The sequence below is a fragment of the Paenibacillus sp. sgz302164 genome (assembly GCF_056120505.1).
Genome location: NZ_JBVYOL010000050.1, coordinates 1 through 15,271 on the forward strand (window position 1 = coordinate 1; position 15,271 = coordinate 15,271).

The window sequence follows — 15,271 nt, forward strand, 5'->3', positions numbered from 1 at the left end:
TACACATGATAAGCTGACATCGGGAACGGCGCATACGTACCGGTTAAGGGCGAAAAACCAAACAGGCGTAACGGCATGGAGCAACGCGATTGTGAAGAGCACAACCAGCCCGACGTACACAGTCAACGTAACGGAAGGGCAAAGCTTCGATTTGTCGCTGCTTGCTTTCAACGTTCAGGATTTCAGTGAATTGACGTATGTGGTCACGTATGATCCGAATCAACTGGAAGTCGTCGATTTGTACAATTTCACGCCGCAGCGGGATGTCATGCAGTCAGGGAAGATTCCGGGCTCCAACCTGACGGTTGCTTATACACCTGGACAAATCACATTCAAGAACAGTCAAAATGTGGTGCCCGGGACTTCATGGTCCGGGGAAATCACGGNGATTCCGGGCTCCAACCTGACGGTTGCTTATACACCTGGACAAATCACATTCAAGAACAGTCAAAATGTGGTGCCCGGGACTTCATGGTCCGGGGAAATCACGGCGATCGTCCTGAAGGCCAAAGTGAACGGAGAAGCCAAAATCGACGTTGTTGCCAAATAATATAGCGAGGGTGATGACGTGAAACGCTTTTTCAACAAATATTATAAATGGATAGCCGGCATTATAGGCGTATCTTTAATTGCCCAGATGTTTATTGTGTTCGTGAACGATAAGGCGGTCAAGCCGACAAGCACGGAATCTATTGTGGAACGCAGCGATGACAGCAAAATCGCAGCGGATATTTCCAACATGACAGGTGTGAAAGTGGAAGAGATTTTAAAGCTTAAACAGGCCAATATGTCTTGGAATGAGGTCTTGGATAAATTAAAAAATGTTAGCAAGAGCGGCGAGCAGAATGAAAAAAGCAAGAGAAACAGTCTTCTGGCAGAGGCAGGGATTGAAGAGATTATTCAAAAACTGCAGGATCAGGGATTTAAGCAAGAGGAGATTTTGACGGCAAAAATGCTCGCCGAGAGGCTGCAATTTCAACTGAAGGAGATTGCGGACGATGCCGGGCACAAGCCTCAAACTCCGCTCCCCGAGCTTGGTGCGGATAAGAAAAAGGACGAGAAGACGGAGGCGCTTCAAAAGATCGCCGAGCAGTTCGATACCAAATCGGCTATCTATTTTATGCTCGTGCTGCGGAAAGATTTCGGCAGTCCGGAGGAAGTGCTGGACGAGTACCTGCTCTCCTTGCAGCTCGGGCTGAATTTGGAAGATTACATCCGCGACAAAGAAAAATATTTGCAGGATAAAGACGAAAAGAGCATACAAATATCCCGCAATAACATCATCACCATGTCGGTGATTGAGCTTACGGTTCTGGAAAACATACAGAAAAACAATTCGGTCGCCAAAGACGAGCCGATAACGGCCGGGAAAGAGGGCGTGTCGGCAAAAGATTCCCAAGGAAAGTCTTTGCTGCCGGACGTCTCGCCTCCGCAGATCAAGAACCTCAAGCCGGGCAATCCGGCCGAGGATGTCATGAAAGAGATTCGCGCTTTGAATCCAAATTAGCCGCAAAGGGGTACATGAAATGAAGATAAAAACGATGTCGAAGGTCTTGGTAATCGTACTGGCTTTAAGTGCGTTACTCCAGACCGGGTATACGCTTTTGTCCATCGTGCAGGCGCAAACCGCTGCTTCTGCGGGGGGAACCGAAGCTGCTGTAAGTGTAGACATTCCGCAGGACGTATTGGACAAGCTGAAATCATCCGATCCGAGCAGGTACGACACTAATCTGACGAATTATAGGAAACTCCTTGTTGCTCTGGATATCCACGGCAAATTTAAGCGGGAAATCGAGCGGCTCATCCTGGAAGGGCACCGCTTGCCTGATCTTTTGATTGCCTATGAATTCCTCAATCAAAATTATGGCAAAATGCAAGATTTGGAGACTATAGTCAAGTCCCGGGAAGCGGGCAAGACCTGGGAGGCTGTATTCACCGGCTATAACAAGGGTCATGCGGCTTTCGTTCCCCGATCGTTCGATTCGGGTTATTTGGAAAGTTTGATGAAAACTCCGGGATTTGCTCCCGATGATATTATGATTGCCGACCGACTCGCTTTCGTTTCAGGGAAGCCGGTAAAAGACCTCATTGCAGGCAAGCTGGAATCGCAAAATAGCTGGAAGGAAATTGCGGCAGACCTGGACATCCTGCATAGCGCATCAGGTCTTCCCAGGGTGCAAATAACCGCCCAGCAGTTGAAGCAATATACGGTTCCGGGAACATTTGCGGAAGCAAAAGTGACTGCGGCGTTTGTACTGGCGCAAAAGATCGGCAAGAGTCCTGAAACGGTAATTGGCAAGATGCAGGCAGGCATGACGGACGAAGCTATTATGGCGGAAAGCTATACCGAAACCTACGATAAATTCTGATAAGGCTGACTGGAGGTGCCAGGTTGAAACGTTGGAGCAAGACTTTATTCTTATCTATCCTGTTTTTCATTGTTCCGGCTCAGTTGATTTACGCGGAGACACTGGAAGATCAAATCAATAACCTGGTCGGGCCCAAGCAGCAGTATAACACGATGCTTTCCCCGGTTTATTTGAAAAATAACGCCAGCGAGGAGCAAATCAGCCCGCAAAGCGGCGAGCTGACGCTGACTCAAACGGATTACGTATTGCCTGGCAGAAACGGCCTGGATCTGGAAATAAAACGCATTTACAAGAGCGGAATTTCCAATGTTCAGGAGATGAATGTGAAGTACGTGAACGGCGCATGGGTGGATGTCGTTGAGTCCGGCGCTGCCACGTCTTCCTTTTACGAGGACCGGTACAATCTTGGCATCGGGATGAGATTCTCATTTCCGAATATGGAGGTTAAAACCAACTCCGACGGCACAACGTACAACTATTTACATACGGAGAGCGGGGACGTGTACCGCTTAAAAGGAACTACAACGAATGGCGTTCTCACCTATTTGCCCGAAGGGCAGACCGTCAAAGATGTTGTCGTGAAAGAAACGGCCGAATTCAAGAACGGGCAGGCCGACGGCACTTCCAAGTTTGTCATGACCGGGAAAGACGGGAAGAAGACTTATTTTGCCGAGGACGGAAGAATTGTGGGCATTGTCGACCGTTACGGGAACTCGATTGTTTTTGAGTACAGTACGCTTTCGTATACAGTTGACGGCACAGCGATAACGAAGAAGCTGATGTCCAAGATAACGGATACAGTGGGCAGGGTAACGACTATTGAGTATAAAGAGGATCATGCGTTTACTGTAGGGCCTATCGCGAATTCGTCATACAGTGCCGAAGAGAGCTATAAAACCTCGCAAAATCCGAATACGAGCGATTCGGGGGATTTGCAAGGGAAGTTTCAAGTCATTGTTCATTTGCCTGGTGAGAAAAGTATCACCTACGATAAGTCCGCCGTCCTGGTCAGCTCGACCAAACAGGTTATCCGCACGCGGCTGCAGCGGGTCTTCGATGTGGACGGCCTTCCCAAGTATCATCTCTGGTACGAACAGCCCGATCTCGGCTTCACTTATATGAACGGGACCAAGTACGCCGTATACAACCGTTATGAAAATCTGGTTCAGGTTGATTACAGCAAGACGAATCATATGAAGCGGTATGTATATAATTCATACACGAAGAGCTTGAACAGAGGCAGTATGCAGTATCGTAAAATTTTTGAAAAGCAGGAGCTGGTCAAAAAGAGCTACGACCCGTCCAAAACGAAATTCGAGGACCGCTTCATTGTCGATATCAAAGATAAGGCGAGCTATACGTACACCCATGAAGCGGACGGGTTCGGAACGGACGGATATAAGGAGTCCGACGATACTTATTTAAGGGATACCTATCGGTATGAAACGGAGATTGCGGATTTAATCGGAAATACGGTCAAATATACATACGACGGCCTGCATCAGTTAATCGTCACGAACAAACAGGGAAAAGAACACAAAGAGGTCATCCTGAGTGAGCGGGACGAACTGAAGCTGGTGAAAAAGCAGGAAAGCCAGCTCTATCAAGTGGTGAACGGGCAAGCGACCGGCGAGCCTGTCAAAAAAATCGAGAATTTCCGGTACGATGAATACGGAAATTTGACCAACTACACCGGCCCGGATGCGGAACGTGACGACAAAGGGTACCCCGTCAACGCGGAGCGCACCGTCGTGTACGCTTATGCTTACGACAAGTTTCATGTGCTGGCCTCGAAGACATGGAAGAAAGACAAGGAAACGACCAGCCAAAATTTATATACGATCGACGATAAAGGAAATGTCACGAAAGAAAGCAAAATCGATACCGATAACAATGACAACTGGATTGTGACCGATTATCAATATGATAACTACGGCAACATGACGAGGAAGGCGGTGCAATCGGGAGGGCAAGCCTTCGTCACTCAGTACGAGTACGGAACTGACGCGAATGGCGTTGACGTCAAGGGAGCTTATTTGACCAAGGAATACCAGTCGCTGGATGGGCAAGAAATCGCCAAGAAGTATGCGTATGACCTCAACACGGGCAAGCAAGCGGCAGAGGTTGATCCTAAAGGCAATAAAACCGTCTATGAATACGATGCGTTAAGCAGGGTAGTGAAGAAGTTTCAACCGGATAACAGCATCAAAGTGTACAATTATGAAGAAAATCCATATGCGAACCTGAAAATCCGCTACACGGACCCGGAGCAGACGAACTTTTTATACGAATACGACATTATGGGTTCTCTGGTCCAGGCCAGTGTTTCGGATAACGGGAAATGGGTTGCTCTGCAGACGTTCGACTACGATGCCAAAGGCAATAAAAAGAAAGAAACCGATACTAACGGGCACAGTATCCGTTATGATTATGACAGCCAATACAGGCTTGTTCAGAAGTCGTACTACGAAAACGATACCGTTAACAAAGGTTCGGTGTTAATCGGGTATCAGATCGGTTACAGCAAAGATACGCCGCTTCTCGTTACGATTACGGACGAAGAAGGGTATGCGAAAAAATATTACTACGACATTGCCGACAGACTTGCCAAGACGGAAGTCACTCCGGATCATGTCCACTGGTATGCAACGGCCTATTCTTATAATTATGTAGGCAATAAAGTAAGCGAAACGGATGCAAGAAACAGCGCGACCCGCTACGAATTCGACAATTTCGGCAGATTAAAAGGGAAGCAGGACGCTTTGGGCGGCAGGACGGAATATGTCTATAACGCGCTGAATCAAGTTGCGCTGCTCAAGGAACCCGGCGGCAAAATGACCGAATATGCATTCGATGCGCTGGGCCGCATAAGCATGAAGAAAATATACAGCAAAGGCTCGTCGGACTATACCTATAGCGCTTACGCGTATGATGCTGCGAACAACGTCGCGAGTGTCAAGCAGGGCAGCGTCGAGGCTGGTACGGACAACGTCTCGTCCGACATCAGTTATTCCTATGATGCGATGAATCGTATAACCGACGAGTACACCAAGATAGACGCCGCGAGGACGGGGCATACGAAAAACAGCTATAACAAGAACGGCAGCAAGACGAGCTCGATTCAATATGCCGATCAGGATGAGACGAAATACCGAATGTATTCCTATGTCTATGATTTTGCGGGGCGGGTGAAGGAGGACAAAGGAAGCTACAAGGAATCCGACCAGGAATACGGGGCTTATCAGAACCTGTATCAAAGGGATTACGCAGGCAACCTTCTGACGCAGCAAGCCTATAATGGCAGCGGTTATGATAAGACCGTCTATACGTACGATTACCGCAACCACGTCAAAGAAAAGCTGGAACCGTACGGCGGCAATCCTGAAGGCAAGCGTACGCGCTATCAATACGACAAGGCGGGCAACGCCGTCTCCCAGACGTTGACGATTCAAGGAATCGACGCAACGGTAACTTTGGTTATCGACGGCTTGGGCAAGACAGTGAAGAAGATCGATCCGCTCGGCAATGCTTCAAGATTTGTATATGATGCCGCAGGCAACAAGATCAAGGAAATCGATGCCAGATATATGGCGCTTTCCGAGGATCAGGCGCCGGGCATCGAATACGAGTATGATGCGCTGAATAGACCTGTGCGGGCATCCGTTTTTGACGGCAAAGCAAGAGAAGTGATTTCTTATAAAGCATACGACGGGCGCGGCAATATCGTCAAAGAGTCGGATGGCGAAGGATATAACGCAGCGAATCCGGACAAATCGGCAGGCATTACATTCGAATATGATGCCAACGACAGAAGGGCTGCCATCGTTTCGGCGGAGCTCGCCTTCCAGAATGAGAAGAACGGAACGCGCTATGTGTCCAAAAGCTTCAAGTATGACGGCTCAGGCCATGTGACTTCCGAAACCGACGCTCGGGGAAATACGACAAGATATGTGTATTATTTGAACGGTTTGCCTAAAGAGAAAACATTAGCCGACGGCAACAAGGAAGCTTACGATTACGATTTGACCGGCAAGGCTATGCAGATCAAGACGGACAGCCAGGGTCGGATTACGAAAATATTCAATACTGTCTTTGATAAGCCTTACCGCGTCGAATATCCGGACGGAACAACGGAGCGATTCAAGTATTCCGCCAGAGGCGAGCTGTCCGAGCGGTACGATCAGGCGGGGAATGCTCAGTTGCTGAGCTATGATGCTTCCGGCAATCCGATTGAAAAGAAAGAGTTCATCAAGCAGGAAGGCGCCTCCGGCTCCTATAAGCTGACGGAGCTTCAATATGATGAGGCGAATCGTCTGATTGGCAGCGAGACATTCCTCTATCGGGACGGAACGAACGCGGGCAAAATATCGTCAGGCAATAAAGAGAGCCGCGCATACGACAAAGCGGGCAGGCTCACTAAAATTTCCGGACCCAACGGCAGGGAGACGACTTACGACTACGACCGGGCCGGGAACAGGACCTTGCAGCTGCAAAAAGCAGCGGACGGCGATGACAACGTCAGAAGGTATGCATACGACGTGAGGTCCCAATTGATCGGGGAGTCCTTGCTTGTAAAGACCTCCGACCTTAGTCTCGACTACTTGTCCGGCGCTAAATACGACAATGATTATACGGATCGGGTTCTTTCAACCACTGCCTACAGTTATTACAAAAACGGCAGTTTGAAGAGCCAGACGGACGCGCAAGGACGTTCTACGCAATTTGAGTACGATTTTGACAAAAGACCGGTGAAAAAGATCGACTCCTTGCAAGGAACGGCTCTGTATCGTTACGACGCGAACGGCAATCTGCTGGAAGAACAGAATGTGAAGGGCGTCTCCATCGTGTATGAGTACGACGCGCTGAACCGGGTGATCCGCAAAAAGACGCCGGCTGCGGACGGCTCCCTGGCGACAACGAGATACGTCTATGATGCTGTCGGCAACTTGATCAAGCAAGTGATGCCGAATCAATATGATCCGGCATACGATAACCCTGCTTCAGTCACAAGCTTGGCGGGTACGGCCTATGCATTCGATGCGATGAATCGCCGGACAGCTGTCTTCTCGCCTGATGGCAGCGGCATAGAATATATCGAGTACGATGCTCGCGGGCAAATCCGCAAAGTCGCGGACGGATTGAGATATACAGGGGATATGCAGACGTCTGCGGGAACCGTTTTTGCTTACGACGGGCTGGGACGCGTGGTTCGCAAGACAGATGCTTTGCAAAATAGTACGGATTACGATTATGACGTGCTTGGCAATTTGATTCGAACCGTGGATGCGCTGGGCCGTGAGACTAGCTATGCCTACAACGCCGACAGCACGCTGCGCCAGGCAACATTTGCCGACGGGGGAACGACCGCCTATGCGTATGACGGGCTGGGCCGCAAAATCGCCGAAACGAATCAGTTAGGCAATACGGTCACATACACATACAATGCTTTCGGCAAAGAAAAGACGGTGAAAGACCCGTACGGCGATTACACGGAAAACAAGTACGATCTGGTCGGCAACCTCGTTTCTTTCAAAGATAAGCGGGGCAGCGTGACGCTTCTCCGATACGACGCAGCGAACAGGCTGACTGTCAAAAGAACGCCGGTCGACCGGGACGGAAGCGGCAGCACCATGTATGCCGTAGAGACGTATGCGTATGACGCCGTGGGAAATCTGCTGAAGAAAACCGTGACAGGTTCGAAGGATGCGGCGTTCCTGCGGGAAACGACCTATACGTACTACGATAATAATTTGCTCAAAACCGTTTCCGACAACAGCGGCGCTTATACGCAAAGCGATTATGACAAGAACGGCAATCTCGTCAAGACGCAGAAGCTGCGGGAAACGTCGGTTTACGATGTGGAGAAGTTCGAGTATGACAATTCGAACCGGTTGGTGAAACGGATCAAGCTAGTGGATGAAGCGGATTTGGATGCGGCAAGCTTGAGTGACGCCGCGGCGCTGCGGGATGCCGAATATGCGGGCAAAATCCGTATCATAACCGGTTACGAGTACGATCTTCTCGGCAACCGTACGAAGCAAATCGATCCGCGGGCGTACCGGTATGCGGGGGAAGAGCGGGAGCCGTATATCATCGCCTACACATACGATGCGCTGAACCGCGTGGATAAAGTGATCCGCAAGGTGAACGGAGCCGACGTTTACAAGCAATACACCTACGACAAAGTCGGCAATCGCGTGGCGGAGCGGAATGAGAGAGGTTTTGTCACACAGTACGCTTTTGACGCCTTAAACCGTATAGGGCAGGTTACAGACCCTGAGCAGCATACGTTCACATACAAATACGATTTGGCCGGCAACAAGCTTGTGGAGACGAATGCCCGGAACAACAGCATGACGTACGGATATGACAAGCTGAACCGTCTTGTTACGGTGACTGACCCTTACGGCATTGTCATCTCCCGCAACATGTACGACGCCAACAACAATGTAATCAAAAAGATCGATGCGAAAGGGTATCTTTCGGGCAGCACAGATGAAGAGCGGTACGGCTGGCTGTACACGTATGATTTGGCCGGACGCGTCATCCGCACGGTGGACCCGGAGATCGCCGCACAGAACAAGCCGGAGAGGTTCACCGCTCTGTACCAATACAATCCGGCGGGCGAGAAAGTCAAGGAGACGGACGCATTAGGCCATGCCAAATCGTACGATTACGATCCTGCCGGACGTCTCATCCGGGTCACCGACCCGTTAGACGTAAGCGTTGCATACAGCTACGACATGGCCGGCAACAAGCTGGACATGACGGACGGCAAAGGGAAAGTCACCCGCTACCGCTACGGGGCGTTCGGATTGCTGCGTTCGGTCACGAACGCGTTGAGTCAGTCGATCGCGTATCGCTATGATCTGGCTCTGAACGCAGCGGAGATGACCGACCGCAATGGCACTCATACCCGTTATGTGTACGACAACAGGAACCTGCTGCTGGAAAGAACCGTCAAGGAAACAGGCGATTCGGTCGCTTATACGTACGACGAAGCGGGCAACCGGGCGTCGATGACCGACGAGAGCGGGGCAAGCAGTTATACGTACGACGGGAATAACCGTATCCTGCAGATTTCCAAAGGCGGGACTACACAGATTGCCTACACCTATGACGCCGTGGGCAGCATCGAAACCGTCACAGATTCCAAAGGCTTCGTTACATCCTACACCTACGACAAGTCAAGCCGGATGGCGAGCGTATCGTTCCAAGGCAAGACGACTGCCTACACCTACGACGAGAACGGCAACCGCACGTCGATTGCTTACGAGGGCGGAGTGAAGGAAGAGTATGCGTTTGACAAAAACAACCGGTTGATGAAGCTCGTGAACAAGAAGCCGGACGGCAGCCTTATATCCGAGTACGCTTACGCATACGACGACGCAGGCCGACAAACGGGGAAAACCGACAGCTACGGCACAACGAATTACAGCTACGATGCGGCGGGAAAGATCGAAAAAGCCGAGGCGCCGGGCAAAACGACCGTCTACGCGTATGACCGAAGCGGCAACCGGCAATCCCAAAGCGAGACGTACACGTCCGAACAGCCAAGTGGCTACACGGACCCGGTGAGCGGCACGGAAGTGAAGTACCTGATCAAGAAAAGCGAGTACATGTACGACGGCGTCAACGAATTGCTGCAGCTCGTCGAGAAAATGAGCGACGAAGCCGGCAAAGCAGTGCTGGAGAAAACGACCAGCTACCTGTACGACAACAACGGCAACGAAATCCGCCAAAAGGTCAGTTACCTCCGTCCGCATAACCGGGACATGCGGCGAGTGACCGGCGGGAACCCGTACGGGGACGAAATCGAAGGCGACATCAGCAGCCTGATCGAGAAAGTCAGCAATACGTATGACGGCTTCAACCGCTTGAAGCAGGTGGAGAGAGTCAAGGCAGGCGAGCGGGTCACGGTCGAGTACGTCTACGATGGCGACGACCTGCGGACTCGCAAGACGGTACGAAGCTCGAAGGACGGCTACGCGGCGAAAGTGACGAACTACTTGTACGATCGCCAGTATGTTATTCTGGAGACAGACGGAGCCGGTGCGGTGCAAGCCCGCTATGTGCGCGGCATCAACTACATCGCCCGCATCGACGCGGCGGACAAGCTCTCCTACTACCTGTTCAACGGTCACGGCGACGTGGTACAAACCGTATCTGAGAGCGGAGAAGTCGAGAACCAGTACGACTACGACATCTTCGGCAATCCCACATTAACGGTAGAGGCATACGCAAGCTCGATCCGCTACGCGGGTGAATTTTTCGATGCAGAAGTCGGTCTGTACTACCTGCGAGCGCGGTACTATGATCCGTACATCGGGCGGTTTATCTCGGCGGACAGCTATTGGGGCGAGGACTCGAACCCGTTAAGCTTGAACTTGTATACGTATGTGCATAATGATCCGATCAATTTCTATGATCCTTCGGGTCACATCGAGAAGGGTGACGATAAGTATAACGCGGATACGCAGGCCAAGTTAATTGCGCTCACGAACGATTACTACAATACGGAATCGCAAAAAGAAAAAGATAGGCTTCATGAGCTGGCCAATTCACTTCGAACTTCGTCGAATCTGCAGCAGAATACGAAGTTATCATCTCCGTTGGAAGTTCAAGCTGGAAATGATATTAGAAAAGCCGTATCAGATGCATTAAATGTAAAGGGTGATATAAGACAAGAAGATTGGCAACAAATCTCAGCAAATAATAACATCCATACGTCGTCCAGTCGTGATTCCCAAACCTACGATGGAATTATTTACAAAACGACGACAACTTCGATCAGTCGTACGGATATTGTAGTCGAAACCGTTATTAATAAACAAACTCAGGAAGCGTATAAATCTTTAAACACAAGCTATAAGTTAACGCCAAATGAGGCATCGTTTGTAAATGACATCGTAGGTGAGAGTAAGGGCCATGTAAGCTCTGAGCAAGCAGTAGCGCTTCTCGATACGTTGGAACAACATAATGGCTCGATCAATGACAACCAGATTGGGGATATCGTTGGGGATGGTTTTCAAGAGAGAGTGGGTTTCTTAGCCGACCTATTTAACGGTCCTTTCGCTGATTCGTTAGAGGCAGCTTATAGCAAAAACAGTAAAGCAGACATATCGTTTGCACATGCACAGATCGCATCACGTTCAGAAATGAATGGACTGGATTTCCCGGTATTTGGGTTTGGTTCGATTGGTCCGGCTGTCGGTAGCGGTAAAGCTTATACAAAGACTACACTGAATATATTAGAAAATGTGCAAACTAAAACTTTTGCTGAAGAGGAAGCTAGAGGGAACGGTACGAAAAATTACAGGCTTAGTCTAGACCTCCAATTTTTTGCGAAAGAAGCAGAGGGGACCGGTAAAACAGCAGTAAATTACGGAGACCAGTATGGTAAAATAGGAAATAAGAAAGTATTGAGACCCGATGTTGAATATACTGATGGTAACGGCTATAAATACAATACAGATGGCAATGGTCGGATTTCTAATGTACAAGGCCAACTGCAATTGGGAGAAGGTGAAAGAAATCTATATGCACAAAGAACAGTTGGAAGGAATGACAGACTTCCTAATGATGATGGTGGACATTTGATAGGAAGTCAATTTAACGGTTCAGGAGAAATTGATAATCTCGTTCCTCAGAATAGTGCAATTAATAGAAGTGGCGGGGAATGGTATAAAATGGAGACGGACTGGGCTAATGCTTTAAAAGAAGGCAGTAACGTAAAAGTAGATATCACCCCTAACTATTCTGGGAATTCAACGAGACCTGATAGTTTTAATATAAACTATTGGATTGATGGAGAGAAATTCTCAAAAGTAATAGTAAATCCATAGAAGAAAAGAGGAAAAAATATGGAAAATCAATTAGCTGAACTATATAAAAAAATAGCCAACAAAATTAATTCTATGATTCCAGTGGATTGGATTGAATTGTACTACCTAGGAGAAGTAGAAAAGGGAAAAATGAGTTGGTCATCTGTATTTTACCTTGTTGAATCGGGTAGTACGTATTTTATTAAATCTCATGAAATACCAACAAAATACGGTGTTTCACAGCAAATTTATGATAAATTACTATCTGAATTAGATGAATTGCTCCTAAATTTGTATAGTTGTTTTCAGCAAAACGATCAACAATTATGGGAGCAAGTAAGTTTGATGCTAAGCAGTGATGGAAAGTTTAATATTGATTTTCTTTATGATGTTATGAATGAAAATGATGGTGGTCAACTAAAGAGGGAAATTGTGTGGGCTTACGAAACATTTGGGTTTATTCCAAAAGATGGTGGTTATTCAAGGAAAGTGTTTGATAAGTATATTAAAGAAAAAAGTAGCAAGTAGGCATTGTTTAGATTCGATGAAATAAAATATTAGTTAGCCGCCCTTATTGTGGGGGAAACCTTGATTGGCTTCGTGCCTTTCAAGGTTTCTTTTTACCCGCAACGATATCGAAAATTTGCGGGATTGGATGATTCTTGTAAAGAACATCATCGAATCACAGGCTCTACCGCCGCTGAGTACCGAAGCGTTATGATTGTTTATCATCCTCATCCTCCATGACAATCAAATCATGGATATGTAGGTTCAATGCCTTACATATTTCTTCGAGGGTACTAATGTAAATTCTATCAGTTGTTCCTCTGCACAGGGCATTTATTGTGCCAGGACGCATGTTAACCTTAAATGCAAGTTGGCGTTGTGAGATACCCTGTTCATCCAAAATTTCTTGTAATCTGACTCTGATTCTCATTTTGTATCTTCTCCAATGGGTATATACAACAATATACCATGATTTATGAAAAAACACATTGCGTGTTACGTTGTAACGTCATATAATGGTGTTGTGACGCTGTGACGTAACGGGGTGAATGTTATCGGACACCAGAGTATCGACAAGCGGACAAGCCAACGATGGCTACAGCTTATCGTATCAGCAGGACGAAATCCACTCCTATTGTTAGGCTCAAAGATGAAACATGATTCACGTTCATGCTGACGAAATCATTAGTGGGGCTAAAGCCGATGAAGATACGCTAGAGTTGACAAAATTGACTTTCGAAGCATGTTAGCCGTCCTTGTAACCCGAACGTTGATGCGGTAGTCGTACTCAATACAAGCCGCTTATGGCGGTCTGGCATTGTGAGGATGTTTGTTCATTGGGAGTTTAAGAAGTACAGCGTAGATGTAAGAAACATCGAACAGTCAGCATACAGCATTTACAAGAAAGACGCTTCTGATTTCTTAATCAATGGGCTTGCTGAATTGCTCAATGCCTAACAACGGCTAGAAATTCAGTATGAAGTTAAGCCGTGACCGCAACAAGAAAGCCCAAGCAAGGCGCCGGAAGGCGGGCGGCGTTCGGGTACAAAACCAAGAAGGGGCAAAAGGCAATCGAAATCAACTGACAAGAAGCAACAGCCGTACAGCGGTTGTTTGAATTAAAGGAATTGTTCCCCGATTAGTCATTATCTCAATTGGCGTATCAAATGGGCTATGACGGCTTTACCACTCAGGAAAGTACAAGTCAAACGCATCCTTGACCACTAAGAATTTTATCAAGGGATGTGTCTCTACGGCGATATCAAAGCCGATAGGATTCATCAAGCAAGGGGAGGGGGCGAACATCAATGAGAGAGCAGGCTGATTACGAGCAAGAAGAACAATGTTTGCTTGGTATAATTCAAGTATGCGAGACATGCAAACAAGTGGTTTTTGATTTTGTCAGACGGCAAAACGGTGCAAAGAATGGCCTTATGGTAGAAGACATGTTACTGGGCATTTTTAAAGTGGAAATGGAACAACGGGAGAGTTTACTCCATCTCCAATTAGCCAAGGCAGGATTGCGTCGTACTGACACTTAGCAACCCAGATTTTTATAGCGGTAATGGAGATATATAAACGAGTGGCGTGCATGTTGCCATTCTGTTGACGGGAATGGATGTAGAGACTTGCGTCCCATTGGGAATCGAAAGGGGGAATGGAACGAAAAATTACAGACTTGGTCTAGACCTCCAATTTTTTGCGAAAGAAGCAGAGAGTGCAGGGAAACTTGAAAAAATAGCAGAATCAAGTCCAATTAAGATTCCATCCTCAGCGAATGCCAAAGAGCAAGTTAAGATTGGTTATGACCAAATAAGATATACTTGGTCTGATGATACTTACAAATATGAAGCACGTTGGCATACTCGTACACCTGGCGCACCTGAGAACCAAGGAAATACATGGGTTGTCACTCGAACCACTCCAGGCTCTCAAACAACAAGAAGAGTTGAACATGTTTTGACTGGTGAAAATCAATGGACAACAATGTATGAGTGGAAGGCAGCTGTAATAGCAAGACAAAATGGAACAGCTACTCCTGAACAACAGGCTTTATTAGATGCAGGACACTGGCCTGCACCTTAGGAGGTATGATGAGCTTTGGACACGATAGTAAGTAAATATTATGACGGCTTCGAGGGCGAGGCAGAAATTCAGTTTATCCGTTTATTAACAGATGGGAGTAAAATAATTCTACAAATTTGGGCAGGTTATTTTGATACAATAATGTCTGCCATTAGCCCTGCACAAGATGGATGGACTGGATTGGCTTATTTTTATCATTTGTACAAGGGGTGGTATGAAGAAAGTCCATGGGAAATACAAGATGTTAGTGTAGTCATCGAAGAGTTTCAAAAAATTGATAGTAGTGTTTTTGATAAAAGCACTAAAAACGTTTTTGATGATATTTATAAATTGCTATTAGATGCAAAATCTGAAAATGAAACGGTCTGGATTTCTTACGATTAGAAAATGTAAGGATAGCAAACAGCTCCAAAACACCGGAAAATCCCGAATGAAAAGCCTATGCCTGTGGAAACCTACACAGTTTCACCGCCACCTTACAGCGGA

General features: G+C 47.6%; 8 protein-coding genes. 7 read left to right on the forward strand and 1 reads right to left on the reverse strand.

Annotation, left to right across the window (positions count from 1 at the left end; genetic code table 11):
* The first annotated feature begins 568 nt into the window (after positions 1 to 568).
* From AC0LWT_RS37820 to AC0LWT_RS37835, 4 genes are read left to right on the forward strand one after another with little or no spacing between them, the layout of a single operon-like run.
* Positions 569 to 1,507, forward strand: a complete 939-nt coding sequence (locus tag AC0LWT_RS37820) for a hypothetical protein (protein WP_474687044.1) — start codon at positions 569 to 571, stop codon at positions 1,505 to 1,507.
* Positions 1,508 to 1,526: 19 nt separating this feature from the next.
* The gene (locus AC0LWT_RS37825) at positions 1,527 to 2,369 is read left to right on the forward strand and encodes a hypothetical protein (protein WP_474687046.1); all 843 of its coding nucleotides are present in this window, start codon (positions 1,527 to 1,529) and stop codon (positions 2,367 to 2,369) included.
* Positions 2,370 to 2,392: 23 nt separating this feature from the next.
* Entirely contained in the window at positions 2,393 to 12,214 is a 9,822-nt protein-coding gene (locus tag AC0LWT_RS37830; protein ID WP_474687047.1) for a DNA/RNA non-specific endonuclease, read from the forward strand.
* A gap of 18 nt (positions 12,215 to 12,232) precedes the next feature.
* Positions 12,233 to 12,721 carry an immunity protein YezG family protein gene (locus tag AC0LWT_RS37835; RefSeq protein ID WP_474687049.1) on the forward strand — a complete coding sequence of 163 codons (489 nt, stop codon included), beginning with the start codon at positions 12,233 to 12,235 and terminating at the stop codon, positions 12,719 to 12,721.
* A gap of 187 nt (positions 12,722 to 12,908) precedes the next feature.
* Here the strand turns inward: AC0LWT_RS37835 and AC0LWT_RS37840 are convergent, their stop codons facing one another.
* On the reverse strand, positions 12,909 to 13,130 hold the full coding sequence (locus tag AC0LWT_RS37840; RefSeq protein ID WP_474687051.1) for a helix-turn-helix domain-containing protein: 222 nt from the start codon (positions 13,128 to 13,130) through the stop codon (positions 12,909 to 12,911).
* An 877-nt stretch (positions 13,131 to 14,007) separates the two neighbouring features.
* Here AC0LWT_RS37840 and AC0LWT_RS37845 point away from each other — a divergent pair.
* From AC0LWT_RS37845 to AC0LWT_RS37855, 3 genes are all read left to right on the forward strand, one after another.
* On the forward strand, positions 14,008 to 14,241 hold the full coding sequence (locus AC0LWT_RS37845) for a hypothetical protein (RefSeq protein WP_474687052.1): 234 nt from the start codon (positions 14,008 to 14,010) through the stop codon (positions 14,239 to 14,241).
* Between the two features lie 97 nt (positions 14,242 to 14,338).
* On the forward strand, positions 14,339 to 14,785 hold the full coding sequence (locus AC0LWT_RS37850) for a hypothetical protein (RefSeq protein ID WP_474687054.1): 447 nt from the start codon (positions 14,339 to 14,341) through the stop codon (positions 14,783 to 14,785).
* Between the two features lie 15 nt (positions 14,786 to 14,800).
* Positions 14,801 to 15,169: a dihydroorotate dehydrogenase (quinone) gene (locus AC0LWT_RS37855; RefSeq protein ID WP_474687056.1), complete on the forward strand. Its 369-nt coding sequence runs from the start codon at positions 14,801 to 14,803 to the stop codon at positions 15,167 to 15,169.
* Positions 15,170 to 15,271: the final 102 nt, after the last annotated feature.